This is a genomic window from Aminobacter sp. J41, assembly GCF_000526635.1.
GTDB lineage: Bacteria > Pseudomonadota > Alphaproteobacteria > Rhizobiales > Rhizobiaceae > Aerobium.
In genome coordinates, this window is sequence record NZ_JAGL01000008.1 from 72,447 (window position 1) to 95,842 (window position 23,396).

The 23,396-nt window shown below is 63.5% G+C and carries 24 protein-coding genes; 7 read left to right on the plus strand and 17 right to left on the minus strand.

The window, feature by feature from the left end:
* Position 1: 1 nt before the first annotated feature.
* Both L630_RS0107840 and L630_RS0107845 read left to right on the plus strand, forming a co-directional pair.
* Entirely contained in the window at positions 2-715 is a 714-nt protein-coding gene (locus L630_RS0107840) for an ABC transporter ATP-binding protein (protein ID WP_144706764.1), read from the plus strand.
* Positions 715-1,923 (plus strand): ABC transporter permease, encoded by a 1,209-nt coding sequence (locus L630_RS0107845; RefSeq protein ID WP_024847713.1) that lies wholly within the window; start codon positions 715-717, stop codon positions 1,921-1,923. Before L630_RS0107840 ends, L630_RS0107845 begins: the two co-directional genes overlap by 1 nt.
* Here L630_RS0107845 and L630_RS0107850 read toward each other — a convergent pair.
* The gene (locus tag L630_RS0107850) at positions 1,909-2,646 is read right to left on the minus strand and encodes an NUDIX hydrolase (RefSeq protein ID WP_024847714.1); all 738 of its coding nucleotides are present in this window, start codon (positions 2,644-2,646) and stop codon (positions 1,909-1,911) included. The two genes, L630_RS0107845 and L630_RS0107850, sit on opposite strands and share 15 nt — an antisense overlap.
* Positions 2,643-3,758: an endonuclease/exonuclease/phosphatase family protein gene (locus tag L630_RS0107855; RefSeq protein ID WP_024847715.1), complete on the minus strand. Its 1,116-nt coding sequence runs from the start codon at positions 3,756-3,758 to the stop codon at positions 2,643-2,645. Before L630_RS0107855 ends, L630_RS0107850 begins: the two co-directional genes overlap by 4 nt.
* A 151-nt stretch (positions 3,759-3,909) precedes the next feature.
* Between L630_RS0107855 and L630_RS0107860 the strand changes: the two genes are divergently transcribed.
* A complete protein-coding gene (locus L630_RS0107860) occupies positions 3,910-4,350 on the plus strand; it encodes a BA14K family protein (RefSeq protein ID WP_024847716.1) in 441 nt (146 codons plus the stop codon).
* Positions 4,351-4,412: 62 nt separating this feature from the next.
* Here L630_RS0107860 and ilvC read toward each other — a convergent pair whose 3' ends face one another.
* The 4 genes from ilvC to L630_RS0107880 form a co-directional block, all read right to left on the minus strand.
* Positions 4,413-5,432 (minus strand): ketol-acid reductoisomerase, encoded by a 1,020-nt coding sequence (gene ilvC / locus L630_RS0107865; protein ID WP_024847717.1) that lies wholly within the window; start codon positions 5,430-5,432, stop codon positions 4,413-4,415.
* A 26-nt stretch (positions 5,433-5,458) separates the two neighbouring features.
* Positions 5,459-6,112, minus strand: coding sequence for a TetR/AcrR family transcriptional regulator C-terminal domain-containing protein (locus tag L630_RS0107870; protein WP_024847718.1), 654 nt, complete (start codon positions 6,110-6,112; stop codon positions 5,459-5,461).
* A gap of 96 nt (positions 6,113-6,208) precedes the next feature.
* Positions 6,209-8,119: a potassium transporter Kup gene (locus L630_RS0107875; protein WP_024847719.1), complete on the minus strand. Its 1,911-nt coding sequence runs from the start codon at positions 8,117-8,119 to the stop codon at positions 6,209-6,211.
* A gap of 70 nt (positions 8,120-8,189) precedes the next feature.
* Positions 8,190-8,930, minus strand: a complete 741-nt coding sequence (locus L630_RS0107880; protein WP_024847720.1) for a pyridoxine 5'-phosphate synthase — start codon at positions 8,928-8,930, stop codon at positions 8,190-8,192.
* A 111-nt stretch (positions 8,931-9,041) separates the two neighbouring features.
* Between L630_RS0107880 and L630_RS0107885 the strand changes: the two genes are divergently transcribed.
* Positions 9,042-9,443, plus strand: a complete 402-nt coding sequence (locus tag L630_RS0107885) for an STAS/SEC14 domain-containing protein (RefSeq protein ID WP_024847721.1) — start codon at positions 9,042-9,044, stop codon at positions 9,441-9,443.
* Here the strand turns inward: L630_RS0107885 and L630_RS0107890 are convergent.
* The 5 genes from L630_RS0107890 to L630_RS0107910 all read right to left on the minus strand — a co-directional run bounded on the left by L630_RS0107890 (position 9,440) and on the right by L630_RS0107910 (position 14,248).
* The gene (locus tag L630_RS0107890; RefSeq protein WP_024847722.1) at positions 9,440-10,567 is read right to left on the minus strand and encodes an ATP-dependent RecD-like DNA helicase; all 1,128 of its coding nucleotides are present in this window, start codon (positions 10,565-10,567) and stop codon (positions 9,440-9,442) included. The two genes, L630_RS0107885 and L630_RS0107890, sit on opposite strands and share 4 nt — an antisense overlap.
* 56 nt (positions 10,568-10,623) lie before the next feature.
* Complete coding sequence (locus L630_RS0107895) at positions 10,624-11,121, minus strand: hypothetical protein (RefSeq protein ID WP_034329710.1); 498 nt, start codon at positions 11,119-11,121, stop codon at positions 10,624-10,626.
* A 46-nt stretch (positions 11,122-11,167) separates the two neighbouring features.
* A complete protein-coding gene (locus L630_RS0107900; protein ID WP_024847724.1) occupies positions 11,168-11,764 on the minus strand; it encodes a LysE family translocator in 597 nt (198 codons plus the stop codon).
* 67 nt (positions 11,765-11,831) lie between these two features.
* A complete protein-coding gene (gene ilvN, locus L630_RS0107905; protein ID WP_024847725.1) occupies positions 11,832-12,410 on the minus strand; it encodes an acetolactate synthase small subunit in 579 nt (192 codons plus the stop codon).
* 47 nt (positions 12,411-12,457) lie between these two features.
* Entirely contained in the window at positions 12,458-14,248 is a 1,791-nt protein-coding gene (locus tag L630_RS0107910; protein ID WP_245263681.1) for an acetolactate synthase 3 large subunit, read from the minus strand.
* 327 nt (positions 14,249-14,575) lie between these two features.
* On the opposite strand from L630_RS0107910, the gene L630_RS0107915 reads away from it, so the two are divergent.
* On the plus strand, positions 14,576-16,420 hold the full coding sequence (locus tag L630_RS0107915; RefSeq protein ID WP_024847727.1) for an ATP-binding protein: 1,845 nt from the start codon (positions 14,576-14,578) through the stop codon (positions 16,418-16,420).
* A gap of 9 nt (positions 16,421-16,429) precedes the next feature.
* Here the strand turns inward: L630_RS0107915 and miaA are convergent, their stop codons facing one another.
* Complete coding sequence (miaA, locus tag L630_RS0107920; RefSeq protein WP_024847728.1) at positions 16,430-17,359, minus strand: tRNA (adenosine(37)-N6)-dimethylallyltransferase MiaA; 930 nt, start codon at positions 17,357-17,359, stop codon at positions 16,430-16,432.
* Here miaA and serB point away from each other — a divergent pair.
* Together serB and L630_RS0107930 are read left to right on the plus strand one after the other, a co-directional pair.
* Positions 17,358-18,245 (plus strand): phosphoserine phosphatase SerB, encoded by an 888-nt coding sequence (serB, locus tag L630_RS0107925; RefSeq protein ID WP_024847729.1) that lies wholly within the window; start codon positions 17,358-17,360, stop codon positions 18,243-18,245. The two genes, miaA and serB, sit on opposite strands and share 2 nt — an antisense overlap.
* Positions 18,242-18,811: a GNAT family N-acetyltransferase gene (locus L630_RS0107930; protein WP_024847730.1), complete on the plus strand. Its 570-nt coding sequence runs from the start codon at positions 18,242-18,244 to the stop codon at positions 18,809-18,811. The genes serB and L630_RS0107930 overlap by 4 nt, the downstream gene beginning before the upstream one ends.
* Positions 18,812-18,818: 7 nt before the next feature.
* Here L630_RS0107930 and L630_RS0107935 read toward each other — a convergent pair whose 3' ends face one another.
* The 5 genes from L630_RS0107935 to L630_RS0107955 form a co-directional block, all read right to left on the minus strand.
* Positions 18,819-20,348 (minus strand): DegQ family serine endoprotease, encoded by a 1,530-nt coding sequence (locus L630_RS0107935; protein WP_084465845.1) that lies wholly within the window; start codon positions 20,346-20,348, stop codon positions 18,819-18,821.
* A 141-nt stretch (positions 20,349-20,489) separates the two neighbouring features.
* Positions 20,490-20,675, minus strand: coding sequence for a DUF2065 family protein (locus L630_RS0107940; protein WP_024847732.1), 186 nt, complete (start codon positions 20,673-20,675; stop codon positions 20,490-20,492).
* The gene (hflC, locus tag L630_RS0107945) at positions 20,672-21,631 is read right to left on the minus strand and encodes a protease modulator HflC (RefSeq protein ID WP_024847733.1); all 960 of its coding nucleotides are present in this window, start codon (positions 21,629-21,631) and stop codon (positions 20,672-20,674) included. The genes L630_RS0107940 and hflC overlap by 4 nt, the downstream gene beginning before the upstream one ends.
* Positions 21,631-22,725: an FtsH protease activity modulator HflK gene (hflK, locus tag L630_RS0107950; protein ID WP_024847734.1), complete on the minus strand. Its 1,095-nt coding sequence runs from the start codon at positions 22,723-22,725 to the stop codon at positions 21,631-21,633. The genes hflC and hflK overlap by 1 nt, the downstream gene beginning before the upstream one ends.
* A 157-nt stretch (positions 22,726-22,882) precedes the next feature.
* On the minus strand, positions 22,883-23,386 hold the full coding sequence (locus tag L630_RS0107955; RefSeq protein WP_024847735.1) for a dihydrofolate reductase: 504 nt from the start codon (positions 23,384-23,386) through the stop codon (positions 22,883-22,885).
* Positions 23,387-23,396: the final 10 nt, after the last annotated feature.

Consider the following 23,396-nt stretch of genomic DNA (forward strand, 5'->3'; position numbering starts at 1 on the left):
GATGAACGTGCACAGCGAACCGCCTCTCCTGCGCTTCGAGAGCGTGTGGAAGACCTACGGCACGGGCGAGGCGCGGGTGAACGCGCTGGCGGGCGTGAACGTCACCATCACTCGCGGCGAGTTCGTGGCGATCATGGGCCCCTCCGGCTCGGGCAAGTCGACGTCGATGAACATCATCGGCTGCCTCGACACGCCAACCGATGGCACCTACCGCTTCCTCGGCGCGGATGCCGGCCGGCTTGACCGGACGCGCCGCGCGACGCTGCGCAACCGCTACATCGGCTTCGTCTTCCAGGGCTACAACCTACTGCCGCGCACCACCGCGGTCGAAAACGTCGAGCTGCCGCTGATCTATCGCGGCGTGCCGGGGCGCGAGCGCCGGGCGCTGGCAATGCAGGCGCTGGCCGAAGTCGGGTTGAAGGGCCGAGAGCACCACACGCCGGCGGAACTGTCCGGCGGCCAGCAGCAGCGTGTCGCGATCGCCCGCGCGATCGTGGCCCGCCCCACCCTGCTCGTCGCTGACGAGCCCACCGGCAACCTCGACACGGCGCGCAGCCACGAAATCATGAATCTGATGACCCGCCTCAACAAGGAACAGGGCCTGACGATCGTCCTAGTCACCCATGAGGCTGACATCGCAGCCTATGCCAGCCGCGTCATTACCTTCGTCGATGGCAAAATCGCTGCCGACGAGCTTAACCGGGAGGCTGCGTGATGCTCTGGGAGACGATCAAGCTCGCCCTGCGCTCCGTGCGACGCAACGCTCTGCGCTCATTCCTGACGCTGCTCGGCATCGTCATCGGCGTCGCAGCGGTGATCGCGATGCTGACCATCGGCTCGGGCACGACCGAGAAGGTGAAGCAGGACATTTCCAAGCTCGGCAGCAACCTGCTGACGGTCCAGGCGATGCGCCCCCAGCGCGGCGGCGACACCAACTTCACTCCACGCCCGCTGAGCAACATCGACGTCCAGGCGCTGGTTGCCGAACTCGAGAACGTCGATGCGATCTCGGCGGCCGCCCAGCGTACGGTGCGCGTCGTCTACGGCTCCGACAACATGTCCCTACAGGTCACCGGTACCGACAACGAGTTTTTCGTTGCCCGCAACTGGTCGATCGTGTCGGGACGCGAATTTACTGAATCGGAATTGCGCGGGGGTGCCAATGTTTGCGTCATCGGCCAGACGGTCCGCAGCCGTTTCTTTGGCGACGGCGACCCGACGGACGCCGCGATCCGCGTCGGCCGCATGAGCTGCCGCATCATCGGCATTCTCGAAGCGAAGGGCACGTCCGGCTTCGGCCAAGACCAGGACGCCGTGGTGATGATGCCGCTGACGACGTTCCAGCGCCGCATTGCCGGCAACCGCGACATCGGCCAGATCTACATCGCCGTAAAGGACGGTGCCTCGACCACGCAGGCAGTGGCCAACGTGCAGAATATCCTGCGGGATTCGCGCCGCATCGGCCCCGACCAAGAAGACAATTTCGACGTCCGCGACATGACCCAGATCGCCGACGCGATGACCAGCACAACCCAGGTCATGACCGGCATGCTGGGCGCGCTCGCCGGCGTGTCTCTCCTGGTCGGCGGCATCGGCATCATGAACATCATGCTGGTGTCGGTGACCGAGCGTACCCGCGAGATCGGCATCCGCCTTGCCATCGGCGCTCACGAAAGGCACATCCTCGTCCAGTTTCTGGTGGAGGCGACGGTGCTATCGCTGCTCGGCGGCCTGATCGGGATCATCATCGGCCTGAGCCTCGCAGGCGTCGCCTCCCTGGCGCTGTCGATCCCGTTCGTGCCGAGCGTGTCGGTGATGCTTCTCGCCGTCGGATTCTCTGCCCTGATCGGCATGGTGTTTGGCTTCTTCCCGGCGCTGCGCGGTGCCCGGCTCGACCCGATCGAAGCTCTACGTCACGAGTGACGAGACATCCGCTGGCGTCGCAAAGTGCCAGCGGACAAGCTCGTGCATGTGGTCGGCCATGTTGGTTGGCACGTCGTCGGCCGAGCGGATCACGACCGGCCCCTCTATCTCTGGCTCGTCTTCCGCCGCCACATGGGCGCGGATCGCTTCCTCGATTTCCTCTGCGGTGCGATCGAGGAAATAGCGCCGAAACAGGACGGTGCCACTCACCTTCGACAGGAGATGGTAGCGGGGTTCGCGCGGCGTGCCGTCAAGCTCCAGCCCAGTCTCCTCCTTCACCTCGCGATGCATGTTTGCGAGCGGGTCCACATAACCATCGCGGAAATCGGAGGTATCGAAGGTGCCGGATGCGAAGTAGACCCTGCCCGGATTCGCGGTTTTCAGCCCCATGCGCGCGGCAATAAGCGCGTTGTCGGAGCTGACCAGCATCGCGCTGGCATACGCGTGGCCGGCATGCGGGATCGGCCGCAGCGAGCGCCAGTAGAGGAAGGTCGCATAGCGGACAAGATGGCAGCGCCCATCGAGCAAGCCGTCGCGCAATGACAGGCGCGCCAACAGCGCGACCCTACCGTCGAACAACGCCGGATTGGCTGCGGCGGTCTTTCCCCAGAAATCCTCGATCGTCGGAAGGTTTTGCAGCTCGAACGGGTGCGGACCTTCGTCAAGCGCGATCCTCAGGTCTCGGAGCGGGATGATCGCGTCCGCAGGAAGGTCGAAGCTCATATGATCGCGATCTCCACCACGACGGGGCAGTGATCCGACGCCTTTGGCCGATCCCAGCCGACCCGGGGAAAATGCGGCACTTCCTGTCCCGGCGGGAACGGCGTGCGCATCGGCTGGCCGTTTCGGACGATTTCCGGGACAGCCATGGAATTGGACTGCGCCCAGGACTTCGACAGCAGGATGTAGTCGAGCTGGCACAGATGCCGCTCGGCAGGTCCGCGCGTGTGGTAGAGCGTCCAGCGGTCGAGTTCCGGCCGCCGCTCCACCACGTTCTCGCAGAAATCTCCCGCAGTCAGGACATCGACGCAGGAAATACCCTCCTGCACCGGCCTGAAGTCGAAGTTCGAAAAGATGTCGCCCTCGACGAGGACCCTTTCGCGGTAGTCGTTGAGGTCGCCACAGATCGCCCAGCGCTTGTCCGGCGCATGCTCGCGCCCGAACCGGTTCTCGATGATCTTTCGCACGGCCGCAGCTTCCGCCATGCGGATCGGCATGGTCGACATGCGGCTGTCCTTGCCGTTGCGCGGCGGGCCGCCCATCGACTTGAAGTGAACGCTGTAGATCGTGATCGGCTTGCCGCCGACCTTTAGGTCGAGCTCAAGGCAGTCGCGGCGAAAGATGCGCTCGTGCGGCTTCTCGCCGAGCTGGGCAAGATCGTCGTCGTAGAGATCGAGATCGTCGTAAGTCAGATGCGCGTGGCTCTGCATGCGCACGAACTCGATCGGCTGGCCGTGCGAGGTCTCCGCGCGCACCATGACGGCAACGTCGATGCCGCGGCCATCATTGCCGGGCGTCGTGTACTTGTCGCGGTAGCCTTGCCCGACCATCTTGAACAGGTATCCATATTCGAAGGCACGTAGCGCCTCCATGTTGTCGACCTCCTGCAGGCAGAGGATGTCCGCGCGCGTCGCGGCAATTGCGAGTGCACTGAGTTGCCGGGCATCGTCCGTGTGCGCGATCGTGCGGGCAGCCTCGTATTGCCTGTACTCCGCCTCGTCCTTGATCTGGTACAGCGACAGCACCCGATCCTGGTTGAGCGCGTTGCGGAAGCCGGAGAAGTCGAACCTGTTCATCAGGTTCTCGACGTTGAAGGTGGCGAGGCGAAGGGACATGCGCGGCATGTGACCAACATGGCCGCCAAAACGCAAGCGCCGCCGCATGCATTGTCACGTTCATCCCACATTCATGCGCAGTTTCGCAGAATGGGACCATCAGACATGGGGGCTTCGGTCTGAGGCAAGGTACTGGACGAAGGAGCACGTCATGAAAAGCACATTGTCAGCCCTCGCCGTTCTGGCTTCGCTCGCAGTGGGCGTGGTGTCGCAGACCTCCACTGCGTCGGCTGCGGGGCCGGCCGGAATGAGCTTTGCGCAACCCTCAGTCAGCACGGCCAGCGACGTTCAGCTGGTCGAAAACCGCTGGGGCGATCGCCGCTGGCACCGGCGCCACTGGGATCGTCACGACAGAAGGTGGGACCGCTGGGATCGTCACCGGCCGCCGCGGTTCTTTGGTCCGCGCTCGGGCTTCTACTTCGAGTTCGGAACGGCCCCGCGCGTCTATCGCACGCTGCCGCGCCGCCACTACGGCCTGTCGCAGGCGCACGTGAACTGGTGCTACAACCGCTACCGGTCCTACGACGCTTACACGAACACATTCCAGCCCTACAACGGCCCGCGCCGGGCGTGCATCTCGCCCTACAGCTGAGGGCAAAAAATAAAGGCCGGCGGATCGCTCCGCCGGCCTCATCATTTCAGCCTCGCGGCTGATTAGTTGCGGGCCTTGTCGACCAGCTTGTTCTTGGCGATCCACGGCATCATGCCGCGCAGCTTCTCGCCGACTTCCTCGATCTGGTGAGCGTCGTTCATGCGGCGGATACCCTTGAAGCGGGCTGCACCCGACTTCCACTCCTGCATCCATTCCGAGGTGAACTTGCCGGTCTGGATGTCGTTCAGGACGCGCTTCATCTCGGCCTTGGTCTCGGCGGTGATGATGCGCGGGCCAGTGACGTACTCGCCCCACTCAGCGGTGTTCGAGATCGAGTAGTTCATGTTGGCGATGCCGCCCTCGTAGATGAGGTCAACGATCAGCTTCACTTCGTGCAGGCACTCGAAGTAGGCCATCTCCGGAGCATAGCCAGCCTCGACCAGCGTCTCGAAGCCGGCGCGGATCAGCTCGACCAGACCGCCGCAGAGAACGACCTGCTCGCCGAACAGGTCGGTCTCGCACTCTTCCTTGAAGGTGGTCTCGATGATGCCCGAACGGCCGCCGCCGACGCCGCAGGCGTACGACAGAGCGAGGTCGAGGGCGTTGCCCGAAGCGTCCTGGTGGACAGCGACCAGGCACGGCACGCCGCCGCCCTTCTGGTATTCGCCGCGGACGGTGTGGCCCGGGCCCTTCGGCGCGATCATGACGACGTCAATGGTCGACTTCGGCTCGATCAGGCCGAAGTGGACGTTGAGGCCGTGCGCGAAGGCGATCGCAGCGCCGTCACGGATGTTCGCGGCGATCTCGTTCTTGTAGATGTCAGCCTGCAGCTCGTCCGGCGCAGCCATCATGATGAGGTCGGCCCAGGCAGCAGCCTCGGCAACCGACATCACGCGCAGGCCGTCGGCCTCGGCCTTCTTCACGGTCGGGGAGCCCGGACGCAGAGCGACGACGAGTTCCTGCGCACCTGAGTCCTTCAGGTTGAGCGTGTGAGCGCGGCCCTGCGAGCCGTAGCCAACGATGGCAACCTTCTTGCCCTTGATCAGATTAAGATCGGCGTCGCGATCATAGTAAACGCGCATTTTGGGGTCCTTCCCTTCCGTTGATCCTAACCGGCTTCCGCCGGCAGCTGACTTGCTCCATAAAGAGCGAAGAACTGACGCGTTGCCTCGGCGGCATCGCGCTCGATATCCTGTTTGCTGAGATTCAGCGTTGTGTCGCCAAGCAGGAGGCGGATCTGCACGTCGCGACCTGCCAGGCCGAAAAAGGTGCGAAACGCCTCTTCGGCGTCGTTAAACCGGAGCAGCCCCGCCTCACGCGCATCTTCCAGCAGCGGCTTCAGGCGCTCGCCGATGGCGAAGCGGCCGTTCTCCAGCACGATGGCACCGAGATTGCTCTTCCCGGAGCCGGCGTCGGCAATGGCGACGCGATTGAGCGCAATCGAAGTGCGGGACGAAATGACGGCGAGCCAGTTGGCGGCGAACTGCTCGAGGCTCTCGCGCAGCGCCGCGGTGTCCAGCTTCTGGCGCTCGTAGTTGCCGGCGCGCACGCGCGATGCCTGCCACTGCACGGTGGCGCGCAGGAGGCCGTCGCGGTCGCCGAACCACTTGTAGAGCGTCTCCTTCGAGCAGCTGGCGCGCCGGGCAACCGCGTTCATGGTCAGCGCGCTGCCCTCCACCAGCAGGTCAAGCACGGCATCAAGGACCTCACCCTGACGGGTGGTCACGTCCTCTCCTGCCTCTATGCGAGCTGCGGTGTTCATCCTGCGGGGTCGCCGTACCGTACGTTACGGTTCGGCTTATCGCGCACATTCATCATCCGCGCAAGAGCGCGTTGAGAAAAACCTTCTGACGAACGGTCAGATGATGACTTGGGTGCCGATTTCGACCACCCGACCCGTCGGGATCTGGAAGTAGGCGGTCGCTTCCGACGCATTTCGTGCCATCAGTATGAAGAGCCTGTCCTGCCAGATCGGCATTCCGGAGGCAGCGGACGCCTTCAGCGTGCGGCGCGACAGGAAGAACGACGTGGTCATGATGTCGAACTTCAGCCCCTTCTTGCGCAGCTGCGCCAGCGCCTTCGGCACATTCGGCTGCTCCATGAAGCCGAACTTCAGGATCACCTTGGAGAAGAGTTCGTTGATCTCCTCGATTTCGGCGCGCTCCGACTCAGGTACGCGCGGGCGGTCCTCGGTCACCAGCGAAAGGATGATGTTGCTCTTGTGAAGCACCTTGTAGTGCTTGAGGCTGTGCAGCAGCGCCGTCGGCGCGCTCTCCGGATCGCCGGTCAGGAACACCGCGGTGCCGTCAACGAGATACATCTCCTTCTTGGCAAGGCTCGTCGTCAGCACGGTGAGCGGCACTTCGCTCTTGCGTGTCTTCTCGAACAGGTACCGGCTGCCTTGGCGCCAGGTGTAGATGATGACAAACGCGGCGGTGGCGATAGCGATAGTTGCCCAACCGCCATCCTTCACCTTGAGCAGGTTCGAGCCGAAGAATGACAGCTCGATGAACAGGAAGGGAAGCATGCCGCAAATAGCGAGCCAGAGCGGCTTATGCCAAACCTTCCAGATCACGAAGAACAGCAGCAGGCCGGTCACAACCATCGCACCGGACAGCGCAATGCCGTAGGCGGCCGTAAGGGCGCTTGAGGAGCGGAACGCGAGGACCAGGATGACGACGCCGATCAGCAGGAACATGTTGATCTGCGGCACATAGATCTGGCCGGACTGCTCGGCGGACGTGTGCTGGACATCGAGACGCGGCAGGAGGCTCAGCTGAATCGCCTGGCGGGTCAGCGAGAAGGCGCCGGTAATGGCCGCCTGCCCCGCGATCACGGTCGCAAGCATGGCGAGGAGCACGAACGGCAGCGCCCCCCACTCGGGCAGCATCTCGAACAGAGGCTGGCGGGAGTCGTGGTTGTGAAGGACGTAGGCGCCCTGCCCAAAATAGTTCAGTAGCAGCGCCGGGAAGACCAGGATGAACCAGGCCAGCATGATCGGCCGGCGGCCGAAATGGCCGAGGTCAGCGTAAAGCGTTTCGGCACCGGTGATTGCGAGAAAGATCGCTCCGAAGACGGCCATCGCGACCCCGGAATGTTGAAACAGGAAGTAGAAGGCGTAGTACGGATTGATCGCGATGAGGACGTAGGGGTTGAGGATGACGTGATACAGGCCGATCACCGCCAGAACCACGAACCAGACCGCAGTGATTGGGCCGAAGACTATCGCCACCCGCCCGGTGCCGTACTTCTGGACGAAGAAGAGGCCTATCAGGATCGCGACGGCGATCGGCACGATCCAGTTACTGAGCGCCGGAGTGACGACCTCCAGGCCCTCGACCGCCGACAGCACCGAGATTGCCGGAGACACCACGGCGTCGCCATAGAACAGGGCGGCACCAGCCATGCCGAGCATGACGATCAGCCCGGTGAAGCGGCCCGCATCATGGCGGGCCAAGGCCATCAGGGAGAGAACACCGCCCTCGCCGCGGTTGTCGGCACGCAGAACGATGAGCATGTACTTCACGGCCACGATCAGGATCAGCGACCACAGGATCAGCGACAGGATGCCGAGGATGTCGTAGTCGGTGTTCGGACCATCGCCGGCTGCGGCGCGGACGGCCTCCCGGAAGGCGTAGATCGGGCTGGTACCGATATCGCCGTAGACCACGCCGAGTGCGCCCAGCGTTAGCGCAGCTGTGCTGGAAGCCGGCGGTTCGCACTCCTGCTCCGGTGGTGTTTCAGCCGCGTCGTGCCGCTTTTCGTCCATGCGCCGCTCTCCTGCGCCAAATGGACGGCGCTAATACACGCTCCCTTGCGTCACTGGCAATGGCCTGCGGTTACCATCCGCAGGCTTTGAGGAAGCGCGTCACTGTAGTCGCCATACCATATTCCAGCGCATCGGCAGTCAGGCCATGGCCAATCGACACTTCAGCGAGGTGAGGAATATGCCGAGTCAGTGCCGGAAGATTGGCCACCGTCAGATCGTGCCCGGCGTTGACATCAAGCCCTGCCGCGCGTGCGGCCTCAGCCGCGACAGCAAGCTTCTTCAGCTCGCGCTCGGCAGCGACGGGATCGCTATGGGTGGATCCATAAGGCCCGGTGTAGAACTCGACCCTGTCCGCCCCTGTTGCCTTTGCTTCGGCCATTCCTGCCGGGTCCGGCTCCGCAAACAGCGACACCCGGAATCCGCCCTTCTTCAACCTCTTGACGATTGGTGTCAGGAACGTCTGCTGCTCGACAAAGTTCCAGCCGTGGTCCGAGGTAGGCTGTGCCGGGTCGTCCGGAACGAGGGTGACCTGATCCGGCTGGTGTTCCTCGACGAGGTTGAGGAAGGCCTCGTCCGGATAGCCCTCGATGTTGAACTCTGCCTGCGGGAACTCATCATCGATCAGCGCGCGAAGTGGAGCCAAGTCGCTGCGGCGGGTGTGACGCTGATCCGGACGAGGGTGCACCGTCAAGCCATGCGCACCGGCCTGCACCGCAATACGACCGAGGTGGATCACGCTCGGCCACGGCAAATCGCGGCGATTGCGCAGAAGAGCCACGGCATTGAGATTTACGGAGAGCTTGGCAGGCATGGTCGCGACGGTCCGATTCTTGTATCCTGACCGATATATCGCCTCCGGCGGGAACAGGCACCGCCTTTCATGTGTTCCAGGAACTGGACTGAAGCAACTGGAGGGACACACTTGCTTCCGCTGGATCGCATCCCGGCCGTCAAGCGCGTTGGCACGAGCACGCTGCAGGTCTTTGCACTCGAGATCTCCGACGATTTTTCTTCCGCTGACGCGGAGAACATGCTCGGGCTTCTGGAAGGTGCCTACACCATCAGGGACCGCATCAATCTGCTGATCCGCATCGTCGGGTTGCAGAGCTTCGACGTCTCGGACCTTTCGGGCGACACGGCGCGGCTCCTCCGGGAAGAGACGTCAGAGCACGTCGCCCGCTGCGCGATAATCGGAGAAAGTGGCTGGGCGAGCGACATCGCCTCGCTGCTCAGCCCGAGAATCGAGATCGAGACGTTCGACCCCGATGACGAAGAACGCGCCTGGGCGTTCGTCGGGGCAGTCGAGGCCGCCGGAAAGGCCTAGCGGACGACGGTAAGCCGCTCGGCCGCACGGGTGATGGCGGTATAAAGCCATCGCTGGCGCGTTTCGCGGAAAGCGAAGCTTTCGTCGAACAGCACCACCTCGTTCCACTGCGAGCCCTGCGCCTTATGGACGGTCAGGGCATAGCCGTAGTCAAAGTCGTCAAAGCGCTTCTTCTGCTGCCACGGAATTTCCTCGTCCGGGTTCTCGAACGCGGCCTTCAGCAGCTTGATCTTGGCAACGCCGCGATCCGGATCATCCTCTTCCGGCGACACCAGCAGGTTTATGCCCGGCTTCACCGTCTCGCGTGATGAGGTCATGACCTTCCACAGCGAGCCGTTCAGCAAGCCCTTGGCCGGATCGTTGCGCAGGCACACCAGCTTGTCGCCCGCCTGCGGATAGGACGCATCGAAACCCTTCAGCTGGCGCAGGCGCTGGTTGTAGCGGCGGCGGGTACGATTAGTGCCCACAAGCACCTGGTCGGCCGACAGGACGAGATCCTGGTTGACCTCGTCGCGGCCAATCACTCTTGCGGCACCGTATTCGCCGTACTCAATCTCCCTGCCCTCGCGCACCTCAAGTGCAAGACGAATGATCGGATTGTCACGCGCCTGGCGATGGATTTCGGTCAGCAGGTGATCCGGTTCGTGCTCGGTAAAGAAGCCGCCACCGCTGATCGGCGGCAACTGGGCAGGATCGCCGAGAACGAGGATCGGGGTGCCGAAGCTCATGAGGTCACGGCCGAGCTGCTCGTCAACCATCGAGCACTCGTCGACGACGACGAGCTTGGCCTTGGCGACCGGGCTCTGGCGGTTCAGCGAGAAGGTCGGCGCAATTGAGGTCTTGCCGGTGGTCTCGTCTTCCACCGCTTCCTCGCCGCGCGGGCGATAGATCAGCGAGTGGAGTGTGCGGGCATTGGTCGCGCCCTTCGAGCGCAGCACCTGAGCCGCCTTGCCGGTGAAAGCGGCGAACTGGACAGAACCGTCGACATGCTCGGCGAAATGGCGCGCGAGCGTCGTTTTGCCAGTGCCGGCATAGCCAAACAGCCGGAAGATCGGCTTGCGGCCTTCCTTCAGCCACCGATCGACCGCCTTCAGCGCCGCGTCCTGTTGGGGAGAAAACTGCATGCGCTTTCAGTGGGGGATTCGGAGGCGAGTTACAAGACCCAGCCCTGCATGGCTGCTCAGTCGTCAAGTTCGGGGTTCTTCGTGTAACCCGGACCGATCGTCAGCGGCTTCTCGGGCACGAACGAGCCATCCAGCTGGCTGGTGAAGTGCGTCTTGTACTCCCAGATCGTCTGCGTCTCCTCGCGGTCGAGGATGCGAAGCGAAACCTCGTAAGGCTGCTTCGCCTTGACGCCGTGTACGGTGGGCGAGCGCATCGAGAATCGCGTCATGTCCGGCCCGCCCATGCGCTGGCGTACGACGAACGGCTCGCCCCCTTCGGGATTTTCGAATTTCGCCTCTACGATCGTGCCAGTAGGCAGCGGCCGCTGTACGATCGCCGTGAAGCCATAATACATGTCGGCGACGCGGTAGTTGATAATGAAGCCACCGCCCATGACCCGCAGATAAGGCTTATCTGCAGGATCCTCACGGGTGTACCACCCCACAGCGAATAACAGCGCCAGAAGAATGCATGCAGCGCCAATTATCCGCTTGATGGAAATACGCTCCAACATGAGCGCCATCCAACATTACTTTACGTCACCCGGCTTGAACCAAGGACTACTGAAGCATCGGCCACAGACTTGCGGCGAGCGCGATGCCCATGGCGATGTTGAACCACTTCAGCCGGGTGGGTTCAGACAGGAAGCCGCGCAACGCAACGCCGAACGCCGCCCAGGTCGAGACGCACGGAAGGTTCACCAGCGCGAAGGCAACCGCCACCAGGATCACCGACAGAAACGGCGAGGTCGACGAGGAGTAAACGGAGATGCCGGTGATCGCCATCACCCAGGCCTTGACGTTCACCCATTGGAACGCCGCGGCCTCAAGGAAGGTCATGGGGCGGGCCGAGCCGCCCTTCCCTTCACTGATCGACCGCGTCATCGCCACACGCCAGGCGAGGTAAAGCAGGTAGGCTCCGCCCGCGATCTTCAGCGCGACATGCGCGGCCGGAAACGCGGTCAGCAAGGCGCCAAGGCCGAAGCCCACGCCCAGCAGCAGGCTGAGGAAGCCGATGCCGATGCCAAAGATATGCGGAAGGGTACGCCGGAACCCGAAGTTCACGCCGGACGCCATCAGCATCACATTGTTCGGGCCGGGCGTGATCGACGTGACAAACGCGAAGACGACCAGCGCGAAAAAGACATCCCACGTCACGAACTTCACCCGCGCCGGGAGCGCCTGGCTCCCGGTCCTGTCTCAGATGATGAAAAAAGGATCGGTTTTAGCGATCCATGCCCTGCGGTCCGCGGTTGAGCGCGGCGATACCGGTACGGCATACCTCGATCAGGCCGAGCGGCTCCATGATCGCGATGAACTGGTCGATCTTCGAGCTCTTGCCGGTGATCTCAAAAATGAAGTGTTCGGTCGTCGCGTCGGCCACCTTCGCCTTGAACGCTTCCGCGAGACGCAGCGCCTCGACGCGAGCTTCGCCGCTTCCAGCCACCTTCACCAGCGCCAACTCGCGCTCCAGCGGATGGTCCTGTCCCATCTCCTTGGCGTTTACTGTCAGGTCGTTGACCTTGTGGACCGGCACGATGCGCTCCAGCTGGGTCTTGATCTGCTGCAGCACGTGCGGCGTGCCGCGCGTCACGATGGTGATGCGCGACAGGTGTTTCTCGTGCTCCGTCTCGGAGACCGTAAGGCTGTCGATGTTGTAGCCTCGACCGGAAAACAGACCGATGACGCGGGCCAGGACACCCGGTTCGTTGCTTACAAGGACTGCTAGCGTGTGACGCTCAGCGGCCGCCGTTTCCTTCGACATAAAGTAAGCGGAGCCAGTGGGTTGCAGTTGGGCGTTCATGTCAAATCTCTTCCTAGGAATGATGCTCGCGAGCGCTTTTGCACGTCTTAGACAAGCTGGCGCCCAGCTGCGTCGATCGCATTCGCAACCGCCTCGTCTGTGGCCTCGTCAGGCAGCAGCATTTCGTTGTGCGCCTTGCCGGACGGGATCATCGGGAAGCAGTTGGTGAGGTTCGCCACGCGGCAGTCGAACAGGACCGGCTTCTTCACGTCGATCATCTCCTGGATCGCCTCGTCGAGGTCGGCCGGCTTGTCGCAACGGATGCCGTGCGCGCCGAACGCCTGAGCCATCAGCACGAAGTCGGGCATCGCCTCGGTGTACGAATGCGACAGGCGGTTGCCGTGCAGCAGCTGCTGCCACTGGCGCACCATGCCCATGTACTGGTTGTTCAGGATGAAGATCTTGATCGGCGCGTTGTACTGAACGGCCGTCGCCATCTCCTGCATCGTCATCTGCACCGAAGCATCGCCGGCGATGTCGATGACCAGCGAGTTCGGATGCGCGATCTGAACGCCCAGCGCCGCCGGCAGGCCATAGCCCATCGTCCCGAGACCGCCGGAGGTCATCCAGCGGTTCGGCTTCTCGAAGCCGTAGTACTGCGCCGCCCACATCTGGTGCTGGCCGACTTCCGTCGTGATGAAGGTGTCGCGGTCCTTGGTCAGCTCATAGAGCCGCTGGATCGCATACTGCGGCATGATCACGTCGTCGTTAGGCTTAAACGCAAGCGAATTGCGCGCACGCCAGCGATCGATCTGGTCCCACCACGGCTTCAGCGCGGCCTTGTCGCCCTTCACGCTCGCGCGCCACAGGCGCACCATGTCTTCCAGCACGCGGCCGACATCGCCTTGGATCGGCACGTCAACGTGGACGTTCTTGTTCAGCGACGAGGGGTCGATGTCCACATGGATCTTGCGCGAGTTCGGCGAGAAGGCGTCGAGGCGGCCGGTGATGCGGTCGTCGAAACGAGCACCCAGGCACAGCATGACGTCGCAGTCATGCATCGCCATGTTCGCCTCGTAGGTGCCGTGCATGCCCAGCATGCCGACCCAGTTCTTGCCGGAAGCCGGATAGGCGCCGAGGCCCATCAGGGTCGAGGTGATCGGGAAGCCAGACAGTTCGACCAGCTCGCGCAGCAGCTGGCTCGCCTCCGGACCGGCGTTGATGACGCCGCCACCCGAATAGATGATCGGGCGCTTGGCGTTCGCCATCAGCGCGACGGCTTGTTTCACCGCTTCCATGTCGCCCTGGAGCTTTGGCGCATAGGTGGTGCGACGAACTTCCTGCTTCGGCGTGTAGATGCCCTTGGCGAACTGGACGTCCTTCGGGATGTCGACGACCACTGGGCCCGGACGGCCGGTGGTGGCAACATGGAACGCCTCGTGCAGGATCGCGGCGAGGTCGTTGACGTCCTTCACCAGCCAGTTGTGCTTGGTGCAAGGGCGCGTGATGCCGACGGTGTCGCACTCCTGGAACGCGTCCGAACCGATCAGCGAGGTCGGAACCTGCCCGCTGATGCAGACCAGCGGGATCGAGTCCATGAGCGCGTCCTGCAGTGCGGTCACGACGTTGGTCGCGCCCGGACCCGAAGTCACCAGGACAACGCCGGCCTTACCGGTCGAACGGGCATAGCCTTCGGCGGCGTGGCCGGCGCCCTGCTCGTGGCGGACCAGGATGTGCTGGATCGCGTCCTGCTGGAAGAGTTCGTCATAGATCGGAAGGACCGCCCCACCAGGATATCCGAAGATGTGCTCTACGCCGTTGTCGATCAGCGCCTGCACCACCATCTCCGCACCGGTCATTTCGCGTCTGCCGGCTTCGTGTCCTGCGTTGGTATTCATCGGTCTCTTCCCGTTTTATCTCGGTCGTGGCTGTCGTTTATCGATGTTCAGGGCAATAAAAAAGGCCCCTTGGAGGAGCCTCGGTTTCGCGCATGGGGTGCTGTCGCCCGGCGGCTACGCCGCCTTGCCCATACGCGTTCGTACTACAAGAATGGTGCTCTTGATCATGGCGCGGACAATAAGTACCGCCGCGCTCGCATGTCAACAGAAAAGCGACGCGGCGTAAGCGGCTGTCTTCTTTCTTTACGCCCGATCAACCATTGCGTCACACGCGCCCTTAACTTGCCCCGCCTATGGTGACCTCCACAACGCGGGGTATCGCCATTGATGTTTGTCGAACGTGAGAAGCTCGGCGAGGTCACGAACCAGGAACGGCGTGACGCAACGCAGCCGGATTCGCGCATAATCGGCCGGGTCGTCGGCTGCGATGGTTCCCGCGCCACGCTTGCGGCCTTTGCCGCAGCAGACGCAGCTGCCAATCCCGGCGCCTGGTCAGTCGGCCGGATGATCTCGATCAACCTCGGCAGCATCCGCACGGTCGGTCTCGTCTATCGCGTCGAAACGCCGGTCGAGCAGTGGGACGACGAGGGCATGGTACCGATCAAGGTCCATGTCGAGCTGGTCGGCGAAGTCCGTGACCAGGAAGGCAACAAGCCGCTCTTCGACCGTGGCATCACCGTCTATCCGCATGTCGGCGCGGTTGCTCACCGTATCCGCCAGCGCGACCTCGCCGCCATCTACGATCTCGGCGGCCGCGAGACGATCACAATCGGCCACTTGTCGCAGGACGCGGCGATTGCAGCAAATATCGCCATCGACACCACGCTCAGCCGCCATTTCGCCGTTGTCGGCACCACCGGTGTCGGCAAGTCAACAGCCGTTTCGCTGCTGATCCGCAAGGCGGTCCAGGCGCGTCCTGAACTGCGCGTGCTGATCCTCGACCCGCACAACGAATTTTCCGCAGCATTTCCGAACGACTCGATCCGCATCGATATCAAGACGCTCGACCTGCCCTTCTGGCTGTTCCAACTCGAGGAGCTGGTCGAGGTGCTCTATCGCGGCCGCGAGCCGGTCGGTGAGGAGGTCGACCTTCTGCGCGAGCTGGTCCCGCTCGCCAAGCATGCCTATCGGAGCCCGCAGCAGACCCTGGTGCGCCGCTATGGCGATGCCGCGGGCCTGACCGCCGATACGCCGGTGCCTTACCGCATCGCGGACGTCATCCGCATCATTGACGAGCGTATGGGCCAGCTCGAGGCCAAGAACGATCGCCCGATCTACCGGGCCCTGCGCGCTCGTATTGAGGCGGCGGTGGCAGATCCGCGCTACCGCTTCATGTTCGCGCCGCGCATGGTGGACGACAACATCCACGAGACGGTCGGGCGCATCTTCCGCATTCCGCATCAGGGCCGGCCGATCACCTGTCTCGATCTGTCGGGCCTGCCGTCGGAAGTGGTGAACTCGGTCTGCGCCATCCTTGGCCGGCTCGCCTTCGACGTCGCCGTGAACAGCCGCGGCAGGCTGAAGCTGCTGGTGCTGTGTGAGGAAGCGCACCGCTACATGCCGGCCGATCCAAAGCTCGGCTTTGCGCCCACCCGCTACGCGCTATCGCGTATAGCGAAGGAAGGCCGCAAGTACGGTTGCTATCTGGGCGTCGTCACCCAGCGCCCGGGCGAACTCGATCCGACAGTGCTGTCGCAGTGTTCCACCGTGTTCGCAATGCGCCTTGCAAACGAAACCGACCAGGACATCGTCCGCTCGGCAATCGCCGACAGCTCGGCTTCGACTCTCTCGTTCCTGTCGTCGATGGGCCAGCGCGAGGCGATCGCCTTCGGCGAGGGTGTTGCCACGACGATGCGCATGAAGTTCGAGGAGCTGAAGCCGGAAGAGCTGCCGATGACGGATCATGGCTCGGCCGACGATCCCGCCCTCGACAACGACGAACTCCAGCTGCACCAATTGGTACAGAGCATGCGCAGCATCGACCGAAGCGAGTCCATCCCGTTTCCCGGCAGCCCGGTTCGGTCGATGGATTTGGGCGCCCCTGAGCGCGCCGATAACTATCCGCCGTTCGGCGCGCCGCGGTTCGGGTCACGGGCGACCGAGCGCACGTCGTTAGAGGACAGGCCAAGCCGGCGCTGGGACGACGATACGCTTCGCCGCCTCTACGAATGATATCGCTGCCTAGTCCGGAAGCTCGTTCGCGTCCCTGATCCGCAGCCATGAATCATCGAGCTGGGTGCGAAACCAGGTCGACTGCCGCTTGGCGTATTGTCGGGTCAAGGTCTTTGCCTGTTCGACGGCCTCGTCCAGCGAAAGCGCGCCGCGCCGGTATTGGATCAGCTCGCGCACGCCGATCGCCTTCATCGCCGGCAGCGTCGGGTCCAGATCGAGCTTCGCCATTTCATCGACTTCATCAAGCGCGCCGCCCGCCACCATGCCGTCGAAGCGGTCACTGATGCGCTGAGCGAGCAGCGGCCGTTCCGGTTCCAGCACGATCTTCCTGGCGTTTTCGGCATCGACCAGCGGGTTGCCGCGCTTGGTCTGCCACCATGAAATCGGCTTGCCCGATGCTTCCTCGACTTCCAGCGCGCGAACGATGCGCTGGCCATCGCTCGGGCGAATGGCAGCGCCCGCCACCGGATCGCGCCGGACAAGCAGCGCATGCAGAGAAGCGGGCCCCTGTTCCTGCAGCCGCTCGCGCCAGCGCTGGCGAATTTCCGGCGCGACTTCCGGCATGGAAGAGAGACCTTTCGTCAACGCGCGGAAATAAAGGCCTGTGCCACCGACAAAAATCGGCGTTCGCCCGGTAAATTCGTCGCCGCGAATGAGTGGTTCGACGGCACGCGCCCATTCGCCTGTCGAATAGGAAACAGACGGCGGCACATGGCCATAGAGGCGGTGCGGCACCATGTCCATGTCGGCATCGCTTGGCCGTGCCGTGAGCAGACGCAGCACGGAATAGACCTGAATCGAGTCTGTGTTGACGATGATGCCGTCATGTTTCTGCGCGAGACGGATTGCCAGCGCCGACTTGCCGCTGGCGGTGGGGCCAGCTATCAGGATCGCGTTCTTCAAGGGCTCCACGGGAGCCGCAGTTCCGGAAACGTCCATGTCACTCGTCGCCACGCTTATCGCCAATCCCGCAAGCCCAGTTCTTTCCGCATCGCTGGCTGATAAGGCTTCGGGCGCACTGCATGCAAGCCGCATCGACTGGCTTGCCACGAACGTTGCTGTCGATCTCTTCCTGCCGGAGGGCATCGAAGAAGCCGAGGCGCAGAGCATTGCACGGGAAGCAGTCGGCGGCGAGCCGGTCGATGTGGTCGTGCAGGAAGCCGAAGGACGGCGCAAGAAGCTGCTCATTGCCGACATGGACTCGACGATGATCGACCAGGAGTGCATCGACGAGCTCGCTGACGAGGTCGGGCTCAAGGAGCACGTCGCGGCGATCACCGCCCGCTCGATGAACGGCGAGCTCGCATTCGAACCGGCGCTGCGCGAGCGCGTTGCCCTCCTCGCGGGCCTCCAGACCGCGGTCATCGACCGCCTGATCGAGACCCGCCTGACGCTGGCCTCAGGCGGCCCCACTCTTGTTGCAACGATGAACAAGGCCGGCGCCTATACCGCGCTCGTCTCAGGAGGCTTCCTGTCGTTCACCGGTCCGATCGCAAAGAAGCTGGGCTTCCAGGAAAACCGCGGCAACACACTGCTCGAAAAGGATGGCAAGCTGCTCGGCCAGGTCGCCGATCCAATCCTTGGCCGCGAAGCCAAGGCGAGCGCGCTGATCGAGATCTGCGAAAAGCTTGGCATCACCCCGCAGGACGCGATTGCCGTCGGCGACGGCGCCAACGATCTCGACATGCTGAAGTTGGCGGGCGCGGGCGTTGCCCTGCATGCAAAGCCGACAGTGGCCGCGCAGGCGCGTATCCGCATTGACCACGCCGACCTCACCGCCCTGCTCTACCTGCAGGGCTACAAGCGCGACGAATTCGCTGCATGATCCGACTGGAAACGCAACGCCTCGTCATCCGCAACTGGGAAGATCGCGACCGCGACCTCTTCCACCTGATCAATTCGGACGACGAGGTGATGCGCTTCTTTCCCTTCCGGCGCACCCGCGAACAGGCGGACGCCATGATGGACCGGCTGCGCGCCGACAATGAAGCGCGCGGCTACGGCTTTGCGGCGCTAGAACTCAAGGCAACGGGCGAAGCGATCGGCTTCGTCGGCCTCCACCGCGACAATATCCCAGAAGCGCAGCCAGAACCCTTCATAGAGATCGGATGGCGGCTCGCTCGCGAGAACTGGGGCCACGGTTTTGTGACCGAAGCAGGGCGGGGACTTCTGCGCTTCGGCTTCGAGGGGCTGGGCCTGCCGGAAATCGTTTCCTTCGCAGTTCAGGACAATGATCGGTCGATCGCGGTAATGAAGCGGCTGGGCTTCACGCACGATCCGTCGTGCGATTTCGATCATCCGCGCGTGCCCGACACGCACCCGCACCTGAAGCGGCACGTGTTCTACAGGCTGAAGCGTGAGGAATGGCGCCGCCAGATTGACGGCGCCTGAAGTCCGATCAATCCATCCGGATCGTCACGAAGCGCAGCTCGCCGTCGGGCGAGGAGAGCATCAGCAGCGCGTTGCGGCGGCCTTGCTTCTTCAGCTCGGCAAGACGGTCCTTTACCTCTTGCGGGGACGTCACGGCTTCCTGGCCGATCTCGGTGATGACCGTTCCCGGAACGACGCCACTCTCGGCCGCAGTCGAACCGTCCTCGACGGCGGTAACGACGACACCGGTGAGGCTCTCGTTGATGCCGTATTCCTCGCGGCGGGCATCATCGAGCTCGCCGAGAGTCATACCAAGAACATCAACCGTCGCGGCTTCAGCATCGTCCGGCGCTGCCTCGGACTCCGTGCCCGCCGCCTGTGCCGCGTTTTCCAGCCGACCGAGGGTGACCTTGACGGTGACCTCGCCACCCTTGCGGAAGACGACGACGTCGACCGCCTTGCCGACCGGGCTCTCGGCAACGATGCGCGGCAGGTCGCGCATCTGGCGAATTTCCTTGCCGTCGAAGCTCAGGATGACGTCGCCCGGCTGGATCGAGCCGTCGTCAACCGGTCCACCCTTGATGACACCGGCCACCAGCGCGCCGCGGGAACGGTCGAGGCCGATGCTTTCAGCAACCTCGTCCGTCACCGGCTGAATGCGAACACCGAGCCAGCCCCGTCGTGTCTCGCCAAACTCACGCAGCTGGCTGATGACGCCAACCGCAAGCTGCGACGGGATCGAGAAGCCAATGCCGATCGAGCCACCGGAGGGCGAGATGATCGCCGTATTGATGCCGATGACCTGGCCGTGCATGTCGAACAGCGGGCCACCCGAATTACCGCGGTTGATCGCGGCGTCAGTCTGGATGAAGTCGTCATACGGGCCGGAATTAATGTCGCGGCCGCGCGCCGAGACAATGCCGATCGAAACCGAGCCGCCAAGGCCGAACGGATTGCCGATCGCCATGACCCAGTCGCCGATGCGGATCTTCGAAGAATCACCGAATTCCACCTGCTTCAGCTCGCGCAGGGTTGGATCGACCTTGAGGACCGCAAGGTCCGTCTGTGGGTCTGTGCCCACAAGCTCGGCCTTCAGCTTGCCGCCATCGGCGAAGTTGACTTCGATCTCGTCCGCGTCGGTGATGACGTGGTTGTTGGTGACGACGATGCCTTCCTTGGCATCGATGATGAAGCCGGAACCGAGCGACTGAACCTTGCGGCCGCTGCGGTCGTTGTCGCGGCGTTCATTGAAGAAGTCGTCAAAGAATTCCTGGAATGGCGAGCCTTCCGGCAGGCCCGGCTGCGGCGAGCCGGGTGTGCGGCGCGCCGGTCGGCCATTCTGGGTCGTCGAGATGTTGACGACCGCCTCCAGCAGCGGCTCGGCAAGGTCAGCGACCGATGCCGGCCCATGAACCGGCGGCGTCTGCGGCGTGGGCGTGACTTCCTGCGCCCACGCGACTGAAGGTGTCAGGCCCGAAGACGTCCCCAGCATCACCAGCGCGAGCGCTGTGCAGGCAGAACGCTTGGAAAAGAGGGATGCGATCAGCGACGTCTTCATGAGCATTCTACCAGGATCAGGAGTGGGTTGGAGCCCCGGAGGCCTCACCACGGATGATGACAAACAATACGGCACGTTTGCGACCGCGCGGGAACCATTTCCTGTCAATCCCGCGTGACGGTGCGGATTCGACAGCCGAGATCAGCCTCGCACAAGCCACACGATCGCAACGCCAAGCGCCATGGCGAAAAGCCCCGCCACGCGCATTGCCTGTTCTGGCATGGAAAGCACTTCGGCGGCCAGCCTTCTCGCAAGGTTCGGCAGGCCGCCATAGAGCACGCCCTCGATGACGAGGACGAGCCCTATTGCCACTAGGAGATCACTCACTCGGTCGCGCCGGTGGTGATTCCGCCCGTCGGAGCCGGCGTCGCGTTCGGCGCGGTCGCAGGACCGTTGGCCGGCGCGTTGCCGTCAATGCTGCCGAAGTAGCGGAAGAAGTCCGAATCCGGCGAGAGGACCATGGTCGTTCCCGTACCCTCGAGCGCCTTCGCGTAGGCTGCCATCGAGCGGTAGAACTCGAAGAAGCCGGGGTCACGCTGGAAGGCATCGGCGAAGATCGCGTTGCGCTGGGCTTCGCCCTCGCCTCGCAGGATCTCCGACTCCCGGCGCGCATCGGCGACGATCTCGACGACCTCGCGGTCGGCCCGGGCCCGGATACGCTGTGCAGCCTCACGGCCACGGGCACGCAGGCGCTCGGCCTCGGCCAGACGCTCGGCGCGCATGCGCTCATAAGTCTGCTGCGAGACCTCTTGCGTCAGGTCGGTGCGGCGGATGCGGACGTCGACGATCTCGAGACCGAGCGACGTCGCGTCCGGACGCAGCTGGTCGCGAACCTCACGCATCATCGACGAACGCTCTTCCGACAGCGCAGCCTCAAAGCCGCGCAGACCGTAGACGCGGCGCAGGGCAGCGTCGAGGCGGGTACGCAGGCGCTGCTCGGCGAGCGGCACGCTGCCCGAGACGGCCAGACGGAACCGGCGCGGATCGGAAATGCGATAGGCGATGAAGGCGTCCACTTCGTAGAAGCGGCCGCCGGATACCTGCACGCGGATGTCATCGAGGTCGAAGCGCAGGACGCGGTCTTCGATCAGCTGCACATTGTCAGCCTCCATGAAGCCGAAGGGCAGCTTGAAGTAGATGCCGGGCTCAGACTTCACATCGACGATCTCGCCGAAACGCAGGACGATCGCCTGCTGGCGCTCGTTGACCACGTAGATCGACGACCACAGCAGGAAGAGGAGGATGGCGCCGATGACAGCGAAGATTGGAATACGGTTTGCCATCAGTTGTTACCTCCCTGCTGACCGGCGGGGCGCAGTTCAGGCAGCGGCAGGTATGGGATCACGCCCTGCCCGTTGCCCTGCCCGACGATGACCTTGTTCGAGCCCTGGAGAACGTTTTCCATGGTCTCAAGGAACAGGCGGCGGCGTGTCACGTCTGGTGCCTTGGCATATTCTTCGTAGACGGAGACGAAGCGCTGGGCTTCACCTTCGGCTTCCTGCACGACCCGCGTCTTGTAGGCGGCAGCCTCTTCGCGGATCTGCGCGGCCTCACCGCGGGCGCGGCCAAGTTGCTGGTTGGAGTACTGGTTGGCTTCTTCGACGAAGCGGTCCTCGTCCTGCTCGGCGCGCTGAACCTCTTCGAACGCGTCCGCCACTTCGCGCGGCGGTGCCGCGTCCTCGATTGAGATCGCGGTGATGGCAAGGCCGGCCTGGTAGTCGTCGATCGTCGCCTGGATAATCTCGCGGACGTCCTCGGCGATACCCTGGCGGTCATCGCGGAAGATGTCCTGGGCCGGGCGGCGGCCGACAACCTCGCGCATCGCGCTCTCTGCAACCTGGCGCAGCGTGGCATCCGGATCGGAGACGCGGAAGAGGTAGTCCATAGGGTTCGCGACCTGGTAGGCCACGGAGAAGCGGACATCGACGATGTTCTGGTCGCCCGAGAGCATCAGGCCCGAAGCGCCGCCCGCGCGGCTGTCGCCGATGTTGATGAGGCGCTCGGCCACGGTCGCCTTCTCGACAGTTTCGACCGGCCACCAGTGGAAGTGCAGGCCTGGCTCGGACACTTCTTCCTTCGGCTTACCGAAGCGAAGCTCGACGGCCAGCTCATCCGGCTGGACCGTGTAGATCGCCTGGAAGAACCAGAGCACGACCAGCACCAGGCCGATGAGGCCCAGCATCGCCGGGTTCACGCCGCCGCCACCGGGCAGCGCCTGCCTCAGACGGTCCTGGCCGCGGCGAATAATATCTTCAAGATCAGGAGGATTGCCGCCCGGACCACTCGGTCCTCGCGGCCCCTGCCCCCAGGGGCCTCCTCCTCCACCGCTGCCGCCGCCCCAAGGGCCGCCGCCGCCGTTCTGATTGCTCCAGGGCATGAATTTCCTCTTTCTAGGATATCGTGTCGTTGGAAATCGCGACGTGCAGAGGAACTACCCCCCGCGTGTTGCCATTGTATCGCGTTATAGGGATGCGTTCAGGTGCTTTCAATGCGAAGCGCCCTCCTTTCGCGCGTGCGCAAGCCTTTGTGCGGCCTTATGCGCCAGGGATCCGCTCATAGATGACGTGGCGCGTCGCGTGGCTGTCGTTCTCGCCGGCAGGATAGTCCTGGCTCGACACGACCTTCCAGACATCGGGGTCAATGTTCGGGAAGAACGTGTCCCCATCGATCGAGGCGAGGACGTGGGTGACGTCGAGCCGGTCGGTGAACGGGAGTGCGTCCACGAAGATCTGACCGCCGCCAATGATGCTCGCAGCCTCCGCACCCGTCCCTTTGGCCAGCGCGATCGCCTCCTCGAGCGAATGAACGACGTCCGCACCTTCCGCGGCATATTTCGCATCGCGTGTGATGACGATGTTCTGGCGGCCGGGCAGCGGCTTCTTCGGCAGCGACTCCCACGTCTTACGGCCCATCAGGATGGGCTTTCCCATCGTGGTTTGCTTGAAGCGCTTGAGATCGGTCGACAGCCGCCATGGCAGGCCGCCGTCGCGTCCGATTACACCATTCTCCGCGACACCCACCACAATGGTCACGATCATATGCGGATCT

Coding starts and splice junctions, on each gene's coding strand:
- L630_RS0107935 (WP_084465845.1), bottom strand. CDS start 20,348: ATGAAGACGTCGCTGATCGCATCCCTCTTTTCCAAGCGTTCTGCCTGC.
- miaA (WP_024847728.1), bottom strand. CDS start 17,359: ATGGACGTTTCCGGAACTGCGGCTCCCGTGGAGCCCTTGAAGAACGCG.
- L630_RS0107860 (WP_024847716.1), top strand. CDS start 3,910: ATGAAAAGCACATTGTCAGCCCTCGCCGTTCTGGCTTCGCTCGCAGTG.
- ilvN (WP_024847725.1), bottom strand. CDS start 12,410: ATGAACGCCCAACTGCAACCCACTGGCTCCGCTTACTTTATGTCGAAG.
- L630_RS0107890 (WP_024847722.1), bottom strand. CDS start 10,567: ATGCAGTTTTCTCCCCAACAGGACGCGGCGCTGAAGGCGGTCGATCGG.
- L630_RS0107955 (WP_024847735.1), bottom strand. CDS start 23,386: ATGATCGTGACCATTGTGGTGGGTGTCGCGGAGAATGGTGTAATCGGA.
- L630_RS0107840 (WP_144706764.1), top strand. CDS start 2: ATGAACGTGCACAGCGAACCGCCTCTCCTGCGCTTCGAGAGCGTGTGG.
- L630_RS0107895 (WP_034329710.1), bottom strand. CDS start 11,121: ATGTTGGAGCGTATTTCCATCAAGCGGATAATTGGCGCTGCATGCATT.
- L630_RS0107880 (WP_024847720.1), bottom strand. CDS start 8,930: ATGCCTGCCAAGCTCTCCGTAAATCTCAATGCCGTGGCTCTTCTGCGC.
- L630_RS0107915 (WP_024847727.1), top strand. CDS start 14,576: ATGTTTGTCGAACGTGAGAAGCTCGGCGAGGTCACGAACCAGGAACGG.
- L630_RS0107875 (WP_024847719.1), bottom strand. CDS start 8,119: ATGGACGAAAAGCGGCACGACGCGGCTGAAACACCACCGGAGCAGGAG.
- L630_RS0107930 (WP_024847730.1), top strand. CDS start 18,242: ATGATCCGACTGGAAACGCAACGCCTCGTCATCCGCAACTGGGAAGAT.
- serB (WP_024847729.1), top strand. CDS start 17,358: ATGTCACTCGTCGCCACGCTTATCGCCAATCCCGCAAGCCCAGTTCTT.
- L630_RS0107870 (WP_024847718.1), bottom strand. CDS start 6,112: ATGAACACCGCAGCTCGCATAGAGGCAGGAGAGGACGTGACCACCCGT.
- hflC (WP_024847733.1), bottom strand. CDS start 21,631: ATGGCAAACCGTATTCCAATCTTCGCTGTCATCGGCGCCATCCTCCTC.
- L630_RS0107845 (WP_024847713.1), top strand. CDS start 715: ATGCTCTGGGAGACGATCAAGCTCGCCCTGCGCTCCGTGCGACGCAAC.
- L630_RS0107910 (WP_245263681.1), bottom strand. CDS start 14,248: ATGAATACCAACGCAGGACACGAAGCCGGCAGACGCGAAATGACCGGT.
- L630_RS0107855 (WP_024847715.1), bottom strand. CDS start 3,758: ATGTCCCTTCGCCTCGCCACCTTCAACGTCGAGAACCTGATGAACAGG.
- ilvC (WP_024847717.1), bottom strand. CDS start 5,432: ATGCGCGTTTACTATGATCGCGACGCCGATCTTAATCTGATCAAGGGC.
- L630_RS0107850 (WP_024847714.1), bottom strand. CDS start 2,646: ATGAGCTTCGACCTTCCTGCGGACGCGATCATCCCGCTCCGAGACCTG.
- hflK (WP_024847734.1), bottom strand. CDS start 22,725: ATGCCCTGGAGCAATCAGAACGGCGGCGGCGGCCCTTGGGGCGGCGGC.